Origin of the sequence: Ferdinandcohnia sp. QZ13 (assembly GCF_031324165.1) — a bacterium.
GTDB lineage: Bacteria > Bacillota > Bacilli > Bacillales > Bacillaceae_L > Ferdinandcohnia.
This window is the reverse complement of record NZ_JAVIVW010000015.1, coordinates 1422244-1441634: the sequence shown is the minus strand read 5'-3', so window position 1 is coordinate 1441634 and position 19391 is coordinate 1422244. Positions and strand designations below refer to the sequence as shown.

20 protein-coding genes and 1 pseudogene are annotated in these 19391 nt (G+C 34.0%); all 21 read left to right on the top strand.

Annotated features, from left to right (window positions below; genetic code table 11):
* Positions 1–104: 104 nt before the first annotated feature.
* The 21 genes and pseudogenes from RGU12_RS21135 (at position 105) to RGU12_RS21035 (ending at position 19382) form a co-directional block, all read left to right on the top strand.
* The gene (locus RGU12_RS21135; RefSeq protein WP_309537816.1) at positions 105–947 is read left to right on the top strand and encodes a DegV family protein; all 843 of its coding nucleotides are present in this window, start codon (positions 105–107) and stop codon (positions 945–947) included.
* A gap of 57 nt (positions 948–1004) precedes the next feature.
* Positions 1005–2495: an ATP-dependent helicase ComFA gene (locus RGU12_RS21130; RefSeq protein ID WP_309537815.1), complete on the top strand. Its 1491-nt coding sequence runs from the start codon at positions 1005–1007 to the stop codon at positions 2493–2495.
* 65 nt (positions 2496–2560) lie between these two features.
* On the top strand, positions 2561–3148 hold the full coding sequence (srtD, locus tag RGU12_RS21125) for a class D sortase, LPxTATN-specific (protein WP_309537814.1): 588 nt from the start codon (positions 2561–2563) through the stop codon (positions 3146–3148).
* A gap of 201 nt (positions 3149–3349) precedes the next feature.
* The gene (locus RGU12_RS21120) at positions 3350–3631 is read left to right on the top strand and encodes a late competence development ComFB family protein (RefSeq protein ID WP_223254528.1); all 282 of its coding nucleotides are present in this window, start codon (positions 3350–3352) and stop codon (positions 3629–3631) included.
* A 3-nt stretch (positions 3632–3634) separates the two neighbouring features.
* Positions 3635–4339, top strand: a complete 705-nt coding sequence (locus RGU12_RS21115; protein WP_309537813.1) for a ComFC family protein — start codon at positions 3635–3637, stop codon at positions 4337–4339.
* A gap of 84 nt (positions 4340–4423) precedes the next feature.
* A complete protein-coding gene (locus tag RGU12_RS21110) occupies positions 4424–4837 on the top strand; it encodes a TIGR03826 family flagellar region protein (protein WP_309537812.1) in 414 nt (137 codons plus the stop codon).
* A gap of 68 nt (positions 4838–4905) precedes the next feature.
* Positions 4906–5166 carry a flagellar biosynthesis anti-sigma factor FlgM gene (flgM, locus tag RGU12_RS21105; RefSeq protein ID WP_309537811.1) on the top strand — a complete coding sequence of 87 codons (261 nt, stop codon included), beginning with the start codon at positions 4906–4908 and terminating at the stop codon, positions 5164–5166.
* An 87-nt stretch (positions 5167–5253) separates the two neighbouring features.
* Entirely contained in the window at positions 5254–5745 is a 492-nt protein-coding gene (locus tag RGU12_RS21100; protein WP_309537810.1) for a flagellar protein FlgN, read from the top strand.
* 20 nt (positions 5746–5765) lie between these two features.
* Entirely contained in the window at positions 5766–7355 is a 1590-nt protein-coding gene (gene flgK / locus RGU12_RS21095) for a flagellar hook-associated protein FlgK (protein WP_309537809.1), read from the top strand.
* Positions 7356–7364: 9 nt separating this feature from the next.
* Complete coding sequence (gene flgL / locus RGU12_RS21090; protein WP_309537808.1) at positions 7365–8252, top strand: flagellar hook-associated protein FlgL; 888 nt, start codon at positions 7365–7367, stop codon at positions 8250–8252.
* Between the two features lie 48 nt (positions 8253–8300).
* On the top strand, positions 8301–8873 hold the full coding sequence (locus RGU12_RS21085) for a DUF6470 family protein (RefSeq protein WP_309537807.1): 573 nt from the start codon (positions 8301–8303) through the stop codon (positions 8871–8873).
* A 15-nt stretch (positions 8874–8888) separates the two neighbouring features.
* Positions 8889–9338 (top strand): flagellar assembly protein FliW, encoded by a 450-nt coding sequence (gene fliW, locus RGU12_RS21080; protein ID WP_309537806.1) that lies wholly within the window; start codon positions 8889–8891, stop codon positions 9336–9338.
* Between the two features lie 2 nt (positions 9339–9340).
* Positions 9341–9574: a carbon storage regulator CsrA gene (gene csrA, locus RGU12_RS21075; protein WP_309537805.1), complete on the top strand. Its 234-nt coding sequence runs from the start codon at positions 9341–9343 to the stop codon at positions 9572–9574.
* Between the two features lie 187 nt (positions 9575–9761).
* Positions 9762–10616: a flagellin N-terminal helical domain-containing protein gene (locus RGU12_RS21070; protein ID WP_309537804.1), complete on the top strand. Its 855-nt coding sequence runs from the start codon at positions 9762–9764 to the stop codon at positions 10614–10616.
* Between the two features lie 167 nt (positions 10617–10783).
* Positions 10784–12652 (top strand): glycosyltransferase, encoded by a 1869-nt coding sequence (locus tag RGU12_RS21065; protein ID WP_309537803.1) that lies wholly within the window; start codon positions 10784–10786, stop codon positions 12650–12652.
* 41 nt (positions 12653–12693) lie between these two features.
* Entirely contained in the window at positions 12694–14448 is a 1755-nt protein-coding gene (locus RGU12_RS21060) for a glycosyltransferase (protein WP_309537802.1), read from the top strand.
* Between the two features lie 113 nt (positions 14449–14561).
* Entirely contained in the window at positions 14562–15839 is a 1278-nt protein-coding gene (locus tag RGU12_RS21055) for a glycosyltransferase (RefSeq protein ID WP_309537801.1), read from the top strand.
* Positions 15840–16058: 219 nt separating this feature from the next.
* Entirely contained in the window at positions 16059–16793 is a 735-nt protein-coding gene (locus RGU12_RS21050; protein WP_309537800.1) for a sugar phosphate nucleotidyltransferase, read from the top strand.
* Between the two features lie 526 nt (positions 16794–17319).
* Positions 17320–17466: pseudogene (locus tag RGU12_RS23795) on the top strand (DapH/DapD/GlmU-related protein); the annotation flags it as partial.
* 498 nt (positions 17467–17964) lie between these two features.
* On the top strand, positions 17965–18996 hold the full coding sequence (gene rfbB / locus RGU12_RS21040) for a dTDP-glucose 4,6-dehydratase (protein WP_309537798.1): 1032 nt from the start codon (positions 17965–17967) through the stop codon (positions 18994–18996).
* The gene (locus RGU12_RS21035; protein WP_309537797.1) at positions 18993–19382 is read left to right on the top strand and encodes a sugar 3,4-ketoisomerase; all 390 of its coding nucleotides are present in this window, start codon (positions 18993–18995) and stop codon (positions 19380–19382) included. The genes rfbB and RGU12_RS21035 overlap by 4 nt, the downstream gene beginning before the upstream one ends.
* Positions 19383–19391: the final 9 nt, after the last annotated feature.

The following is a 19391-nucleotide window of genomic DNA, read 5'->3' as shown; positions in this document are numbered from 1 at the left end:
CAAACACTTACCCCTGTAAAACACTTATCTATAAACAAGTGACATCCCCGTCCATTTCATTTAAAATGGAATTTATAAAGAATCAGGACAGGAAGGTAAAAATTATGAAAACGGCGATTGTAACTGATAGTACAGCTTACATACCAAAGGAACTTCGTGAAAAACTCAATATACATATGATTCCGCTAAGTGTCGTATTTGGAGAAGAAACCTATCGTGAGGAAGTCGATATTACGGCAGAGGCATTCTATGATGAGCTTAAGGCTCGTAAGGAATTGCCGACAACATCTCAGCCTCCGATTGGTGAATTTGTTGATCTTTTTGAAAAGCTAGGGCAGGAGTACGATGCTGTTATTAGCATTCACTTATCGAGTGGTATTAGCGGTACCTATCAGGGTTCAGTTTCGGCTGGTGAAATGGTTGAGGGTGTGAAGGTGTATCCGTTCGACTCTGAAATTAGCTGTATTGTGCAAGGCTTCTATGCGCTCGAGGCTGCGGAAATGGCGAATGAAGGAAAGCCGGTTGAAGAGATATTAGAGCGACTCGATGAGATAAAGAAATCCGTCCGCGCTTATTTTATGGTAGATGATTTAACAAATCTTCAGCGTGGTGGTCGCTTGAGCGGAGCAGCTGCATTTGTTGGCAGTTTGTTACAGGTGAAGCCGATCCTAAACTTCGAGGATAAAGTGATTGTGCCTTTTGAAAAAATCCGCACACGTAAAAAAGCATTGAACCGGGTGTTTGAACTGTTTGATGAAGATGCAAGTCAAGGAGTGCCAATGCGTGCAGCGTTGATCCATGCTAATATCGAGGAAGAGGCAAAGGAATTAAAGGCTGAACTTGAAAAGAAATACCCACATGTTGAATTTTTACTAAGCTATTTCGGACCTGTTATTGGAACCCATCTGGGTGAAGGTGCGATTGGGTTAGGTTGGTATAAGAAATAAAAAATGAATTGCGCCGTGCTTGAGTGCGGCGCTTATAAAAAAATTGGGAGGTCATTCATGAGATTTTTACTAGAAAACGATATATTAATCCCTGAACCATTATCGGACAAGCATGATGCCAAGCGTATTACCGATTTTGAATCAATCTACACACAGCCAATGAATCCCACATTTGAGTACTCCTCTGAACTCCAACATCTACTCTACGGTAAGCAACTCCTACTTGAAGAAATTCCTTATTTCTTAGAAGACATACATCACCACTATTTAAATGGTTATTTACAATATAGAAAATGTATCACGAAAACAAAAGATGGTAATTCGTGTGTTCGGTGTGGCAACTCCGATCAAAAGCTTTTCGCTTCTTTTAGCTGTGCAAGGTGTAAAAATGATTGTGCATATTGCAGGAAGTGCATCAATATGGGGCGGATGAGTGAGTGTACGGTTTTGGTGAGTTGGACAGGGCCAAGTCCAAATGTTGAGATTCCGGATAAGCCACTTGTGTGGAAAGGAACGCTTTCTCTAGGACAACAAAGGGCTTCAACAGAGCTAATAAAAGCTGTTCAAACTAATGAACAATTGCTTATCTGGGCGGTGTGTGGAGCAGGAAAAACTGAAATTCTTTTTGAAGGAATCCAAACTGCACTTCATACAGGTAAAAAGGTTTGCCTCGCTACACCACGAACTGATGTTGTAATAGAGCTAGCTCCACGGATAAAATCTGCATTTCCAGGAATTGAGGTCATCGCCTTATATGGTGGAAGCGAGGACCGCGACAAAACAGCTCCCATCACACTTGCCACAACCCACCAGCTACTTCGTTTTTACAAAGCCTTTGATATGATCATTATCGACGAAGTAGACGCCTTTCCGTACTCAGTTGAGCCTATGCTACAATATGCCGTTAACCAAGCAAAAAAGGATACCTCCTCGACCATCTACCTTACCGCAACACCCAATCAAAAATGGAAAAAGGAAATTGAAGCGGGGAAAAGAAAGGCTGTAATTATTCCGGCGAGATACCATCGCTATGCATTGCCAGTTCCGGAATTTATATGGTGTGGGAATTGGGAAAAGATATTGAAAAAGAAGAGGCTTCCGCGGAATGTGATGAGGTGGATTAAAAAACATCTTGAAATTGGAAAACAAGCCTTCTTGTTTGTGCCACGAATTACCTATCTTGAAAGCATCGTAGAAATTTTACTAACTCTCGACCCTGGAATTGAAGGTGTCCATGCCGAGGACCCGGACCGAAAAGACAAAGTAGCACGCTTTCGCTCAGGTGAAATCCCCATACTTGTGACAACAACCATTTTAGAAAGAGGCGTAACCGTCCCTAATATTGATGTCGCTGTCTTAGGCGCGGAGGATAAAATTTTTACGGAAAGTGCCTTAGTCCAGATTTCGGGCCGTGTTGGCCGTAGTGCTCAATTTCCAACCGGCGAGATTTTATTTTTCCATTACGGCAGAACAAGAGAAATGATTAAGGCAAAAAAGCATATCGAAAATATGAACAAAGAAGCCATTCAAAACGGCTTCATTGATTGATTTCACAATCCATTTTGATTATGATAAAAAGTAACGGAGAAAGAACGGTGAGGCGGTGATTTCCAGTGAAAAAGGTTGTTTATACAATTGCCCTATTATTCATCATCGGCGGTGTGTCATTGACTGGTTACTCGATTTTTCAAATTTGGGATTCGAATCAGGCCCAAAAAGAAGCATTGGTTCAAGCCGAAGAACTCATTTCCAAACCTCCAACCGAGGAAAAAGCCGAAAAGGAAACTGTCATTCCAACTTACGAAAAGGGGGAGACAATGGGTCTTTTAGAGGTTCCGAAGCTTGGTGAGGAAATGCCAATTATTGAGGGGACGGATGAAGAGGAACTCAGAATAGGTGTTGGGCATTACATAGGCACTGCACTACCGAGCCAAAACAATCAAATCGTACTATCAGGTCACCGCGATACACTCTTTAAACGATTTGATGAGCTGGAAATCGGCGACACCTTTATTGTGAAATTAGAATACGGCGACTTTACCTATGAAATTGTCGATACGAAAATCGTTGATGCGGATGATCGAACCGTCATTAAATCAACCGCGCCAAACGAGGAGCTTGTTGTAACCACCTGTTATCCATTTGGATACCTGGGTGACGCACCCTATCGATACATTTTTTATGGAAAAAAAGTAGAATGAATTGTGACCCCTAGGTTGGACGAAGAATCCAGCTTAGGGGTTTTTCTTGTAGTTCAAAAGTATTATTCACCATAGTATAAAAGGGGAATTTACAATTGTCTTTAATCAATTAATCTTAATGTTGGGATAAGTAAAAATATATTTCCAAATTATGTTTGTTATGTGATAATAAAAAAAGAAAGAGAGAATGGAGAGGTTCGTGTGAAGGTTTTTAATGCAATGGAGCCGTTAGTGGCTGAAGCTATCAATGAAAACTGGTCTGAATACAACTTACCCTGCAAATGTGAACAATGCAAAAACGATGTATTTGCCCTCACGCTAAATAATCTACCACCGCGTTATGTATCGAAGGAAAATGGGGTGGCGTATGTCCGAGCCCAATATTTTAATAAACAAATGATGGCCAATATTTATGTGAAAATCGCAGAGGCTGTAAACATCGTCGCGAAAAATCCTCAATGCGACCATTTCAAAAGGAGCTGAAGTATGTCTACATGCCTACTTTGCCACAATTATTTTGAAGAAGTGGATTCCTGGTCGACATTGTTTTCGTTGACCGAACCGGATCCACTCTGTTCTACCTGCAGTGAAAAATTTGAAAAGGTGGATGGTGAGACTTGTGAAATTTGCGGTCGACCATTTTCGGAGCTGTCCGACGAGTATCGCGAAGGTAACCTCTGCTACGACTGTGTTCGCTGGGAAAAGGAAGCGGAATGGCAGGGTGTACTCACAAAGAACCGGTCAATTTACCTCTATAATGACTTTGCCAAAGAAGTAATTTCCCTCTACAAATTCCGCGGTGACTACGTAATTTCTTCTATATTTAAAACACCTCTGAAAAAAGCTTTTAAAACCCATTTTAATTCCTCTTATTTAGTTGTTCCAATCCCATTAAGTGATGAGCGTTTGTATGAGCGCGGATTTAACCAGGCTAAGGCGTTAGCGGAGTTATTGGATGTTCAGGTACATGAAGTGTTAGCGCGAACCCACCTAGAGAAACAGTCGAAAAAAAGCCGAAAAGAACGTATTTCTAGGGGGAATGTGTTTCGAGTGATTGATATTGTTAAGGATAAGGATATTTTATTAGTGGATGATATTTATACAACTGGATCAACTTTAAGGCATGCGGCTACAATGTTGTTAGAGGCTGGGGCGAAGTCGGTATCCTCGTTGACGTTGATTAGAGGATAGTCATTTCAAAAATCTGTCACTATAAACTTCGTCGAAAACACCGATATAATAGATGGAAATAAGGTGTTTGAGGAGAGAATTAACATGGCAGAACTAATGAATTGTCCGAATTGTGGAGCTCTATTTGTAAAAACAAATATTCGGGATGTATGTGAAAAATGCTTTAAGGAGGAAGAAGTTGCGTTCGAGACCGTTTATAAATTTATTAGAAAAAAAGAAAATCGTACAGCGACTATTTTCGAGACATCTGAAGGAACAGGTGTTGCTGAAGAATTAATCATCAAATTTATCCGAACAGGAAAGCTGAAATTGGCTCAATTCCCAAACCTTGGATATCCATGCCAAACATGTCATACCATAATACGGGAAGGGATATTATGTGACGATTGCTCAAATAAATTCCGAAGCGAGTTATCAGCCTTCCAAAAGGAAGAAGAGCGTAAAAAAGAATTAAAAGAACGTAATAAAGGAACCTATTTTGCAGATAAAAATTTCTAAACATTTTCATGCTTTTGCCGATATAAAAAACAAAGACATGAAGTTCGGATAGAAAGCGAGGTTTTAACATGAAAATTAACCAGTTCGGACCCGTTGGAATGAATCCATATAAAAAGCAGATGAACAAAATTACAGCAACAGAAAAGTCTACACAAACAGATAAGGTTGAAATTTCTTCTGCTGCAAAGCAACTACAAGAAACGTCACCAATTACTATTGCGCGCCAACAAAAGGTAGAAGCGCTCAAACAACAGGTTCAAAGCGGTACCTATAAGGTAAACGTAGAAGATGTTGCGAAAAGCGTCTACGATTTTTATTTTAAAAAATAAAATCAGTATTTACATGTACTGATTTTGTTTTTTAAAAGATTACAATTGTGAAATTCTAATGTTTTAAAAAACAAAAGGAGGGATCACGTGTCAACTGAAATTTTAATCAATTTGCTTGAAAAGATATTACTCTTACACAAAAAATTATATACACTTTCTGAGCAAAAATCAGAAATTCTAAAAAAAGATGACATCGAGGCCCTCAGTGCACATATGAAGGATGAACAACAGTATATATTGGCAATAAAGCAACTTGAAAATGAACGTATAGCTGTTGTTAAAAAGTTATTTGGCGATCAATATATTGATGAAAATGCATACACATTATCTAATGTTATTGACCATAGTGAAGAACCTAACAAATCGATTCTATCAAAACTACAAAAAGAGATAACTAATACAGTCAGCGAACTAAGAGAACGGAATCATTTAAACCAACAGCTAACAAATCAATCTTTACAGTTTGTAAATATGACTTTAGATATGATATATCCAACTGAAAGAAATGTGAATTACGGAAATCCGTTATCTAATCAAAGTAAAAAAGAACATCGCTCTATGTTTGATTCAAAAGCATAGGGCATTCGGAGGACAAAATAATGGTATCAACCTTTCATGGATTAGAAACAGCACGCCGTGGTATGAACACCCAACAAAGTGCGTTATATACAACTGGACATAATATATCAAATGCAAATACACCTGGATATTCAAGACAACGTGTAAATTTTGAGTCAACTACTCCTTATCCGGGTCCAGGTATGAATGCTCCAAAAATACCTGGTCAAATGGGGACTGGTGTTCAAGCAGGATCAATCCAACGTATTCGTGACCAGTTCGCAGACAAACAATTTCGTGATGAAAATAATAAATTAGGTTATTGGGATTCGCGTGCAGATGCACTTAAACGAATGGAAGAGATCATGAATGAACCATCTACTGAGGGGTTATCGGCCTCCTTAGATGAATTTTGGAAAAAACTTCAGGACTTAGCAACTGATCCTCAAAATACAGGAGCTAGAGATGTGGTACTTACTCAAGGGCGAGCTGTTGCTGATTCTTTTAAGTACATTGCAGAGTCTTTAAATGGAATAAGAGACAATATAAAAAGTGAGATAGATCTAGCAGTTAGCACTATTAATTCCATTGCGGAACAAATTAATGGGTTAAATCAACAGATTAAAAGTGTAGAACCAAATGGGTTTTTACCGAATGATTTGTATGATGAGCGTGATCGTTTATTAGATCAATTGTCAGAAATGGTTAATGTTAAAATTACTCCTAACCCTAGTGGGGGGAATAAGGACCCACTAGCAGTCGGAACATATACAATTGAAATAGTTGGTGATGATGGCACATCTTTAGGTGTAATAGTAGATGGGGAAAATCTAACTACAAATGCAATAAGTTTAACAACAGCTACCGAAACTGGCGACCCAACAAACAAAACCTATATAGACAAGATAGCTTTAAATGGTACAAATATATCAACTGAATCCTTTTCAGCCGGAAAACTTAAAGGATTAATTGAATCATATGGATATGTTCAAAATGATGGGAAGATGGCCGGAATATTTCCCGATACTATGAAAAACCTAGACAAACTTGCATATGTATTTGTGACTGAGTTTAATCAAGTCCATCAAAATGGTAAAACCCTTAATGGTACAACAGGACAAGCATTTTTTGAATACGAAGGGAATATTACAATCAATAGTGATGCGACAAATCCATCAAACTGGATGGGGGCTGCTTCAAAAATAAAAGTGGCTATTACAAATAGAGATGAAATTGCTGCTTCCCCAAATAGCCCTCAAACAAATTATGGTGATGGTGCTAATGCGTATGCATTGGGTGATGTGATAACAAAAGATTTTACAAAATTTACCGGAACAGGCGCAATACCTTCTGATTTAGGTATACAAGGAAACGTAAAATCATTTTATGCTGGAATGATTGGGACACTGGGTGTAACAGCTCGAGAAACAAACTTACGGAAGTCTAATGCTGAGTACACGAAAGATTCAGTTGAACTACGACGCCAATCAGTTATGGCTGTTTCACTAGATGAAGAGATGACGAATTTGATTAAATTTCAGCATGCATATAATGCTTCTGCACGACAAATCACAGTGATTGATGAAATGTTAGATAAAATAATAAATGGAATGGGTGTAGTAGGGAGATAGGTGATATAAATGAGAATAACCCAAACAATGCTTTCTAATAATATGCTCCGCAATTTAAATAATAGCTATGAAAGATTAGCAAAGTATCAAGAGCAGCTATACACTCAAAAGAAGATTTCTCGTCCATCTGACGACCCTGTAATTGCAATAAAAGGGATGCAAAATCGTACAAGTTTAATAGAAGTTGAACAGCATGAGAGAAATTTAAGCAATGTATATAGTTGGCTTGAGAATAGTGAAGATTCCTTAGAAAAAGCTGGAGATGTTATTCACCGTGTGAGTGAATTAGTTACACAGGCGAATCATGGTTCTTTAACAAATGATGACAGACAGAAGATTAACACTGAAATTGAACAACTAAAAGAGCATATGATATCAATAGCTAATTCTCAAGTAGCAGGAAAGTATATATTTAGTGGCTCTAGCACGAATGAAAAGCCGATTGAATATGATGGCACAAACTTCACCTACAATGGGAATCAAGACAAAATTGAGATCGAAGTATCCAAGGGAGTCAAATTACAGGTGAATCAAACAGCAGATAATCTCTTTGTTGATGCTTTAAAGGATTTGCATGATTTACAGAGTGCAATAAATGACCCAGCTTTAGGTGAGAATGATCCTGATTTAAGTGGATTTATTAAGGGGTTTCAGAATCACCTTGACACTATTACAGCTGCACGCTCAAGAATTGGAGCAGTCACAAATCGAGCAGAATTAATTGAATCACGATTGAGCTCTCAGAAAATAATTGCAACAAAAATGATATCCGAGAATGAAGATATCGATGTTGAAGAAGTGATTATGAATTTAAAGACACAAGAAAGCATCCATAGAGCGGCCTTAAGTGTTGGTTCTAGCATCATACAACCAACTCTTGTAGACTTTATAAGATAAGATAAAAAAGCTATCGTTAAAGATAGCTTTTTTAATAGGAGAGAACATATGAAATTACCACAAATTCGTATTCAATCTCAGTATGCAAAGTTAAATATAGATATTCAAAAGCCAAGTCAGGAAATTGAGCAACGACCTGCAGACATGACAATTGAACAACCCTCTGCAGAAATGGATATCAATAGAACTCCTGGAAGACTTACGATTGACCAGACGCTCGCATGGGAAAATTTAGACTTGAAATCCCCATTAAAAAGAGTAGCAGAGAATGCTCGGTACGGAATGGATGTTTCCTTCGAGGCGATTGGGAGAATTGCTGAGGAAGGAAATGAATTAATGAAAATTGAGAATGGGGGAAATCCTATTATTGAACAGGCAGTTAGAAATAGCCAGAACGAGACAGTGTTTCATACTGGTTCAACTCCTTCTCAGTTTAGTGTCCAAGTAAACTATGCCCCAGCCCAAGTATCAGTTGATTGGACGACAAACAGTCCACAAATTGAAGTGAATGTGAATAAACCTGTTCATGCATATACCCCAGGTAAGGTTACAACATTTGTTAATCCTAGAGAATCTCTTTTGATAGATTTTGTCGGATTGAATTTTGATAAAATAAAATAATATTTGGTGATAATTATGAAAATAAATACAAAGTATCATGGTGAAGTTGAAATAGAACAGAAAGATGTAATATCATTTGATTTTGGAATACCAGGATTTCCTGACGAAAAGGAATATGTCATATTGCCACTAGCAAAGGAGTCCGTATTCTTCATTCTGCAATCATTTAAGACTGAGGAATTAGCGTTTATTATTTCTGATCCATTTATCCATTTTTCGGAGTATCAATTCGATATTCCAATTGATGACCTGGAAACTCTAAAAATAGAGCAAAAGGAAGATGTTGTAACCTTTTCTATTATTACCTTAGTTGAACCCATAGAGGAAACTACAGCGAATTTACAAGCACCTTTACTTATAAACAGGAATATAAACAAAGGAAAGCAACTTATTTTAAATGATACTTTATACAGTACAAAACATAGGATTTATCGCAAAAAATCCTCCACCGGGCAGGAGGGATAACAGTGTTAGTTTTATCAAGAAAAATAAAAGAGTCGATTTTGATTGGTTCAGATATTGAACTTGTAGTCGTAGATATAGACGGAGACCAAGTGAAGTTGGGCATAAAAGCACCAAAAAATGTAGAAATTTTTCGGCAAGAAGTTTATGAAAAAATCATAAAAGAAAATAAAGAAGCTTCAAATATAAACATTGATCTTGTAAAAAAAATTGAATTTATTAATGATAAATCACTCTAAGGCTCATCGGTTGATGAGTCTTTAGAATTTGCAAAAAAAATTTTGCTAATCTATTAAACATCTAAAAATATTGTCGATATTATAAGGGAAGGCAGTTGTTGAGTAAAGTGCGGCCGACTTAATTCTTCAACTGTTAAACAAAAATTATACCACATGGATGTGGGTTAAACTCAAGGAGGAAATAATAATGAGAATTAATCACAATATCTCAGCGATGAACACTCATCGTCAATTATCTTACAACAACGATGCATCTGCTAAATCTATGGAGAAATTATCTTCAGGGTACCGTATTAACCGTGCAGCAGACGATGCAGCTGGTTTAGCAATCTCTGAAAAAATGCGTAACCAAATTCGTGGATTAAACCAAGCACAAAGTAACTCTCAAGATGCAATTTCTTTAATCCAAACTGCTGAAGGTGCACTTAACGAAACCCATGCAATGCTTCAACGTATGGCTGAATTAACTACACAAGCAGCTAATGAAACATTAACAACTGATGACACAGCTAAGATCCAAAAAGAGATTTCACAATTAACATCTCAAATTGATAATATTGCATCTCAAACAAAGTTTAATACAAAAAATATTTTAAATACAACTTCTTCATTGTCGTTTCAAGTTGGTGCAAACGCTGGAGAAACAATTTCTCTAACATTAGTTGATGCAACTGCAAGTACACTAGGTGTAGCTGCAGGGGGTGCAGGATTAACAGATTTAAGTTCTGGATTAGCAGGTACAACTGATGGGACTCTTAACAGTGTAGCTAAAGGAAACTTAGACAAAATCCAAGAGGCTATCGATAAAGTATCAGTTAGTCGTTCAGACCTTGGTGCTGTTCAAAACCGTTTAGAGCACACTATTAACAATCTTGGTACAACATCTGAAAACTTACAAGCAGCTGAATCTCGTATTCGTGACGTAGACATGGCAAAAGAAATGATGGCTATGACTAAGAATAATATTCTTACTCAAGCTGCACAAGCTATGCTTGCTCAAGCTAACCAACAACCACAAGGAGTTCTTCAACTTCTTCGTTAATATTTATTAGTAAGGGTCCTTAGGAAGCTAAGGCCCTTTTTTTATGTTAATACTTAGTTCTACGCTATGTAAATTAATTCCTGTTAAGAAAGGAAGAAATTTGTCGATATTAGTAATGGTATATTAAATCCGAATACTACGTTGAAAATAGGATATGGGTGATTTGATTGGTTGAGAAAACATTGTCAGTCTGTATGATTGTAAAAAATGAAGAAAAGTATTTAACAAGATGTTTGGAAAGTATACGAAATCAGGTAGACGAAATAATTATTGTTGATACCGGGTCCACAGATAATACTGTAAAGATTGCTGAAGAATTTGGAGCAAGGGTATATCATTATGAATGGAAAAATGATTTTGCAGATGCTCGTAATTTTTCAATTAACAAAGCTTCGTATGAGTACATTTTAGTGTTAGACGCTGATGAATTTTTAGATCATGATGCAAGGATAAAAGAAGTCTTATCATTAGGGAAGGATTACTATGTTCTCAATATAAAAAATAATATGAGTAATGGATATGTATCCTATCACCAAGCAATAAGGCTTTTTAAGAACAATATTAATTTGAGTTATTATGGTAAAATTCATGAGCATCTAAATGTTGATGAGTCTAGCAATCTAACGAATGGATTTGGAAATTTTATAATTCATCATGACGGTTATATGCAAGATACTTTTAAAGAGAAAGATAAGTATAACAGGAATATCGAGATATTGCTGAAAGAAGTAAGTGAATCTCCATCCGGATATAATTTATTTAATTTAGGAGTTCAATATAAAGTCGGAAGAAAATATAAAGAGGCTTTAAAAGCTCTTAAAAAGTCATATTTTTTAAGTAAAGATCAAGTCTACGTTCCATATCTTCTTTATCAAATGGGCGATTGCCTATTAATGATAGGGAAAATAGAGGATGGAATTAACCTAATGAAGGATGCAACAAAATTATTTCCTAAATATACTGGATTTTATTTTATGTTGGGGACTCTTTACTCAAATAAAAATTATCTACTGGATGCAGAATATGCATATAAGAAATGCCTTGAATTAGGGGAAGTGAAATATTTCCAAACTATTGAAGGGGTTGGAAGTTACTTAGCAAGTATTAAATTATCGGAAGTGTTACAACGACAAGGGAAACTAATTGAAGCATTGAATCATTCATTTAACGCTATTGTAGAAAAAAAGAATTTTGCTCCTGCTATTTCTCAGTATTTAAATGTATTAATTCAATCAGGGATAGAAAAAGACGAAATTTATAAAAATATTAAACAAGTTTTTCCTATAAATAATAGTGATGAATTACTCCTTTTGTTGGGAGTATTGCTAGCGAAAAGATCAAAATTGCTTTTAGATTTGATAATAGAATACAACTTGAAAGTTGATGAGCAGTTATTATTGATAGCACTTTTATATGGGAACAAATATGAAGAGGCTTATCTACATTTGAACGATATCAGTGTTTCTAAGGAAGAATATTTAATTGATATTCTCAGTTTAGCTATACTAAGAAATGATGGAAATTTGAAAAATGAAATAGTTTTAAAGTTAAATTTAGAAAAAGAGGAGAAGGAAATTTTACTTGGATTTTTAAATGATGGCAATGGAGATATTACTAAATTAACTGATAAAGTAATTAAGATTATTGTGAAATCAATATCAAATTTTATTAATATGAATGAAAAACAATTATTCATCAATATGGCAAATATGGTAAGTGTAAATGAAAAAATTGCTTTTGAGTTGAAAAAACAAGCCCGTTTACTTGGTTTTTCAGAATATGTAATTTGTAATGAAAATATTAATAATATAGGAGTTTCAGATAGTTTATTAAGTCTTCAAGGAGATATATATCTTACTAGCGGAAATTTAGCAATGGCCATTCAGGTGTATAACGGGCTGTATAATAGTACACCAGATTACCAACATTTAAATAAATTATATAATTTTTATGAGAAAATAAATGATACAGAAGGAATGAATATCATCTTAAAAGAAATGTCTTTAGATCACTTGTCAATGTTACAAGAATATTAAGTAGTAATTTATTTTTTATACTGAATACGAGGGATTAACTTATGACAGGAATTATAGAAAAACTAAGAATTAATGAATATATTAATAGAGCAAATCGAGTAAATAAGATAAGTAAACAAATTGTGGATGAAATCTATGATAATACAACTGTTAAAGAGGATATCCATGTCGTATATGTAATGAATCATGTAGGGGTCTGTGGTGGAACAAAGATTATATTTGAGCATGCGAATGGATTAACAGAACTTGGGGTTAAAGTAACAATATTATCACATTTTGCTAAACCAGACTGGTTTCCAATAAAGGCCAACTATGTTTTTGTACCTTTTCAAATAGAATTAACTAGATTCATGCCTCAGTGTGATCTAATTATAGCCACATACTGGGAGCATATAGGGGCTTGTGTAGAAATGGGTGTTGCACCCGTTATTTATTTTGAACAAGGGGATTTTCATCTGTTTGATTGGGATAATTTATCTGAGGAAAAAAGAAATATAATTTATACAAATTTTCAACTCCCTTATAAGATAATGGCTGTTTCTAGTCAAATTTCAAAATTAATTAAAAGAAATTTTAATAGGGAGTCAGATGTTGTACACAATGCGCTAAATAATGAAATCTTTTATCCGAAAAATAGAACAGTTACTGAAAAAAAATACATGCTTATAGTGGGAAGCGAGCATGCAGAATTTAAAGGAATAAAAGATTTAAAAGAAGCATTTTTAAGGGTTAAAAATAGAGGATATAATATTGAACTTTTGTGGATTACACAAAATGAACCAATTGAAAAATTAGGCGAAGTTTATGTTAGCCCGCCACAAAAGGTCATTGGAGAAATCTATAGAAAAGCAGACTTTTATGTGTGTGGTTCTTATTATGAGTCATTTCCTCTACCTTCATTAGAGGCAATGTCTTGTGGAACACCTGTAATTACAACAGATAATACCGGTATTAATGAATACGCCATTAATAATTTTAACTGTTTAATGACTGCCCCAGGCAATATTGATGAAATGGTTGAGCTAATTATTAAATTAATTGAAGATGATGACCTTTATACTAGGTTAAAATTCAATGGAATTAAGACGTCAGAAAATTATAAGTGGGAAAATATTTTATCTGATTTACTTGTTTATTACAAAGAGGTAGCATCTCATAAATTATCAAAAAAATATACCTTGAATGATTGGGAAAAAAAATACACAATTGCAGAACTTGCTGATGTAAAAGATGAAGAGTTAATAAACTCTTTTATAGAGAATACAAATGCTGATATAGTTCAACTTCTAATGGAAATTAATATAATTCCAGGTCTGACGTTATATAGGTGGGAGTCTTTAATAAAAAGAATAAATGTGAATGGTAGTGGCGTTGTTGAAAAACTTCATGTGAAACTAAAACACAATAAGGAAAATCGTCAGTATTACTCTGAGGGACTACTACATTTTAAAAATAATAACTTTCAGGAAGCTTTGAAGTTTTTTAATCAAAAATTAAGGTCATTGCCAATAGGATCAAATGAACATGCAATATGTTTACGCTGGGTCGCTCTTTGTTTATATGAATTAAACTATGATGATCTCCTAATTGATATATTGGAAGAGGGGGTAAAAGAATACCCATTTTATAGTGATTTACTATATTTATATGGCATTCTATTAATTGAAAAAGGTAATCAGGAAAAGGGAGAAAATCTTTTGCGTCAAGTTATGATAATGCAGGATGCATATAGCTTTCCTGAATTTTTTGGTAATATAAATAATTTGCTTATAAAAAACATACTACAAAATGGCTAGGACATTAAAAATATCTAGCAGTTGTGTATTATAAAATCGAAGTTTTGAAAATGCTTTTCATCATATTAGTAAATTGATGTACGAAGTTAAAGATAAAAGAGGATGTGTTATTTTTGAATGAGGAATCAAAGGACCTTACATTAATTAATCAAATAACAACATTGATAGAGGACGGTAATTTAGAAAAAGCAAAAGAACAAATAATTGATTACTTACAACGAAATGATATTAATGCAAAAATATATAGTTTTTTGGCTATAATTGCAATGGTAGAGCGTGATTTTAATAATGCAGAAGGATATATTACAAAAGGACTTAACCTGGAACCCGAGAATGTCGATTTAATATTCAACTATGCCTATCTTTATCAACAACAAGGTAATATTGAAAAAGCAAATGAACTATTTACTATAGCTAAAAATTATTCTCAAGATACAGAAGTAATATTAGAAATCGACAAGTATATAGATGATTTAAAGTATACCGAAGAATATTTTCCAAAGGTAAATATCATAATAACTACTTATAATCAAAAGGAACATTTAAAACGAGCTGTAGATAGTGCACTAAATCAAACTTATAGAAACTCTGAAATAATAGTAGTTGATGATTGTTCAACAGATGGCACAGAAGAAATAATGGAAGGTTATCAAAGGGATAAAGGAATAAAATATATTAAGAATCCTACCAATTTTGGGATGGTCTTTAATATTATGCAAGCATTTTATAATTATGCAGACGGGGAGTACGTAATTTTTATTGACCACGATGATTACTTAATTGATAACTTCTTTATTGAAAAATCTGTGAAAATACTTAATGCAAATAGTAATATATCTATGGTGGCCGCTAATTGTTATTTCCTTAACGAAGATACAGGACATGTAAGTGAAATAGGGTTTGAAGCCGATGAAATAATAAACGGAAGAGATTACTTTTTAAATTATAAAGTGGGTAAATATCAAAACATTAACAGTGGATTAACTAACGTCTTTAGAAAAGAAAATGCAGTATCAATGGGATGTTTTAAAGAACTATCTTTTTGTAAGGATTTATTTTATCACTTGAAATTATTGCTAACAGGTGATGTAGCAGTTTTGAAAGATTATGTAGGAGTTTATACTCTACATAGTGAAAATATATCCAAGTCACTTCCACTTGAATATGATTATACTACCGTAAATGAACTTAAATCTTTAAGGGACTATTGTTTGAAAAACGGATTTACAAATGAAGAAATGAATAGATGGCTGGAAATACAGGTTTTTTTATATCTAAGATGGAGATTTTATGAGCTTTGGAATGTTAATAAAAATGAATCATTACAACTATTAATGAATTTTAAGAATGAATTTCCTTTATCAGTTAATCAAATTTTAATGGAGATTTAGTATTCGTAAAAAATCATAGTTCATTGTTTTGAATACTTTTTGATTTATGTTGAGCAAATCTAGGATGTTTCAAGATTTAGTTTGTACGAGTAAAAAAGAGCTTATATTAGAATATCAAACAGTATCTATTTACGCGTAAGTTTATGGTACAGAAAGACTAATTCTATTGTTTTGGTTTAATTATAAAATACTATAATTAGCTAATAAGGAAGGTATAGTATGAAAGGAATAATTCTTGCAGGAGGTAAGGGAACTAGATTATACCCTCTTACAAAGGTTACTAATAAACATCTTCTCCCGGTAGGAAAAGAGCCAATGATTTTCAATCCAATAAAACAATTAATATCATCGGGCATTACAGATATATTAGTAGTTACGAGCACCCAGCACATGGGTGCTGTAGTAAATTTATTGGGCAGTGGGAAAAAATTTGGTTGTTCTTTTACATATAAAGTTCAAGAGGAAGCGGGGGGCATTGCACAAGCTCTAGCGCTGGCTGAAAACTTTGCTAAGGGTGAGAAAATCGTGGTCATTCTTGGAGATAATATTTCTACTACGTCTATAAAGCCGAATGTTGATCGTTTTGTAAATCAAAAGTGTGGTGCAAGGGTATTACTAAAAAAGGTTGGAGACCCAGAACGATATGGGGTAGCTGCAATTGATGAAAAAAAAGTAATACAAATTGAAGAAAAGCCAAATAGTCCAAAATCTGATTATGCAGTTATTGGTTATTATATGTATGATAGTCAAGTCTTTAACTTTATAAGGGAAATTAATCCTTCAGATCGAGGAGAGATGGAAATATCATCTGTCAATAATCTTTATATTGAAAAAGGACAATTGGAATACGATATCCTAGAGGGATCATGGACAGATGCGGGTACCTTTGAATCTTTAAAATTTGCAAATGAAATTGTTCTTGAGACAAATAACCAATTAAAAAACTCTAATTAAGTAATAATAAAAATTACAAAATCTTGGTAGAGTGAATTTGAAAATAACCCTTGATATAGCAATGATAGCTTGAGATTGACTATTCAAGTTGACTTTGTATTATTTTTGATTTCTTATATTTGGATTAATTAATTGATTGATAGGAGAGAATATGCAGCAAAATGGGAATGTTTTTGCAATTAACTATGAAAATTTAATATTAGAGGGAAATGTAAAATTTGTTCAAACCACTATATTTAATGGGTTAGGTAAAGTAGTAATTGGTGGTGACGTAAATGTTGGTTATGAACTGGCTCCGCATTTTTATGGGTTGCATACCTTAATACAGGCCCGTTATGAAAATTCCTATGTCTCTATTGGAAGTAGCAGTCATTTAAGTAACGACATTACTATAATTGCTGCAGAAAGTATTGTGATCGGTCAAGATTGTCTGATAGGTGACAGGGTAACAATGATGGATCATGATGGGCATGAAATAAACCCAACATCAAGAAGCAGTTCTTTTGGAAAATGTGCACCTATTAGAATTGGTAACAATGTTTGGGTCGGATCAAATGTTACAATTTTAAAAGGAGTAAATATAGGAGATAATGCAATTATTGCTGCAAATAGTGTTATTACTCGAGATGTGATGAAAAATACAATTGTTGCAGGAAACCCTGGAAAGCTAATAAAAGAGATAAAAGTTGAAAATGAAGAGCAATTATCATTAAGAACTCAAATTAAAAATAATATCGATAAATTAATTAACGATGGAAATACCAAAGAAGCGAAAAATATCTTAGAGAATTATGAAAAATTAGTTGAACATGATAGTGACATATATTCTTTGAAAGCGGCAATTTCAGTTACAGAAAATAATCTAGAGATGGCTAAAACTATTTTATTGAATGGGTTAGAGAACTACAAATATGACTTTGATTTATTATATAATTTGGCCTATGTCTATGAACTTTCTGAATTATATGTCGAGGCTTTGGAATATTACTTATTAGCATCTAAGAAATGTACTGAACAAAAAATACAAAATGAGATCGAGAGAAAAATATCTATTCTTCAAAAATAATAACAAAATCTAAAGAAGAAAGAGAATCATATTAATAAGTCTTTTGAAGATTGTCTTTTTATATGGTTTCAAAATACAATTTTAACCAATTATAGAAGGGGTACCATGAAAAAAAAATCATTATTGATTACTGGTGGAGCTGGGTTTATAGGTTCCAATTTTATTCCATTCTTTTTAGAAAAATATAATGACTACCACCTTATTAATCTAGATGCATTAACATATGCAGGTGATTTGGAAAATTTAAAAGAAGTTGAAAAAAATTTGAATTATTCCTTTGTCAAGGGTGACATTCGTGATCAGGAATTACTCTTTCATTTATTTCAAAAATATGAAATAAATGGAGTAATTCACTTTGCAGCAGAATCTCATGTAGATAATTCAATTAAAAATCCAACTATTTTTGCTGAAACAAATATAATAGGTACATTAAATTTATTAGAAATAGCAAGAAATCATTGGATGGAACAGCCATTTGTCTATAAAGAACAATATGTTGGTGCACGGTTTTATCATATTTCTACTGATGAAGTATATGGGTCCCTTGGAAGTACAGGTTTTTTTACTGAGCAGACCCCATACGCACCAAATAGCCCATATAGTGCGAGTAAAACAAGCTCGGATATGCTAGTTAGAAGTTACTTTCATACTTATGGAATGAATGTGGTAACTTCAAACTGTTCAAATAACTTTGGACCAAAACAACATGATGAAAAATTGATCCCAAAATTAATTAATAATGCAATTAATGGAAGGCAATTACCGATTTATGGGGATGGGAAAAATATCAGGGATTGGTTATTTGTGGAGGATCACTGTCGTGCAATCGATCTTGTCTTCCATGAGGGAAAAGCAGGTGAAACGTATTTAATTGGTGCGCATAATGAGCGTACAACAATAGAGATCACAGAGTATATATGTGAATATTTAGATAAAGTGTTTCCAAAAAGTAAAAGTTATAAAGAGCAAATGCAGTTTATAAAAGATCGTCCAGGGCATGATTTTAGATATGCTATTGATGCAAGTAAGATAGAAAAAGAACTTGGATGGAAAGCAGAGATTTCTTTTGAGGTGGGAATGGTTAATACAATTAATTGGTATATTCGGAAGTACTCCAAAATGGTGGAGGAATTATGAAGAATAATTTATTAAATTTTATAGATATAAATGATGAGCGTGGTTCACTTGTATCCCTTGAAGCATTCAAAAATATTCCCTTTGAAATAAAACGTGTCTATTATATATATAACACAAAAGCAGATACTGCAAGGGGTTTTCATGCTCACAAAGACTTGAAACAAGTATTAATATGTGTGAATGGTTCATGTGATGTGTTGTTAAATGATCGAAGGGAAAAGATAACAATTCACTTAAATAAGCCCTCTCAAGGTCTTCTTGTTGATAAAATGATATGGCACGAAATGCACAATTTTAGTCCTGATTGTATTTTGATGGTACTAGCTAGTGATTATTATGATGAACAAGATTATATTAGGGAGTACGAAGAGTTCCTTGAAAGGTGATTGACAAAG

Coding starts and splice junctions, on each gene's coding strand:
- flgK (WP_309537809.1), top strand. CDS start 5,766: ATGGTATCAACCTTTCATGGATTAGAAACAGCACGCCGTGGTATGAAC.
- RGU12_RS21130 (WP_309537815.1), top strand. CDS start 1,005: ATGAGATTTTTACTAGAAAACGATATATTAATCCCTGAACCATTATCG.
- RGU12_RS21115 (WP_309537813.1), top strand. CDS start 3,635: ATGTCTACATGCCTACTTTGCCACAATTATTTTGAAGAAGTGGATTCC.
- rfbB (WP_309537798.1), top strand. CDS start 17,965: ATGAAAAAAAAATCATTATTGATTACTGGTGGAGCTGGGTTTATAGGT.
- RGU12_RS21060 (WP_309537802.1), top strand. CDS start 12,694: ATGACAGGAATTATAGAAAAACTAAGAATTAATGAATATATTAATAGA.
- flgL (WP_309537808.1), top strand. CDS start 7,365: ATGAGAATAACCCAAACAATGCTTTCTAATAATATGCTCCGCAATTTA.
- RGU12_RS21135 (WP_309537816.1), top strand. CDS start 105: ATGAAAACGGCGATTGTAACTGATAGTACAGCTTACATACCAAAGGAA.
- fliW (WP_309537806.1), top strand. CDS start 8,889: ATGAAAATAAATACAAAGTATCATGGTGAAGTTGAAATAGAACAGAAA.
- RGU12_RS21110 (WP_309537812.1), top strand. CDS start 4,424: ATGGCAGAACTAATGAATTGTCCGAATTGTGGAGCTCTATTTGTAAAA.
- flgM (WP_309537811.1), top strand. CDS start 4,906: ATGAAAATTAACCAGTTCGGACCCGTTGGAATGAATCCATATAAAAAG.
- RGU12_RS21085 (WP_309537807.1), top strand. CDS start 8,301: ATGAAATTACCACAAATTCGTATTCAATCTCAGTATGCAAAGTTAAAT.
- RGU12_RS21070 (WP_309537804.1), top strand. CDS start 9,762: ATGAGAATTAATCACAATATCTCAGCGATGAACACTCATCGTCAATTA.
- RGU12_RS21035 (WP_309537797.1), top strand. CDS start 18,993: ATGAAGAATAATTTATTAAATTTTATAGATATAAATGATGAGCGTGGT.
- RGU12_RS21050 (WP_309537800.1), top strand. CDS start 16,059: ATGAAAGGAATAATTCTTGCAGGAGGTAAGGGAACTAGATTATACCCT.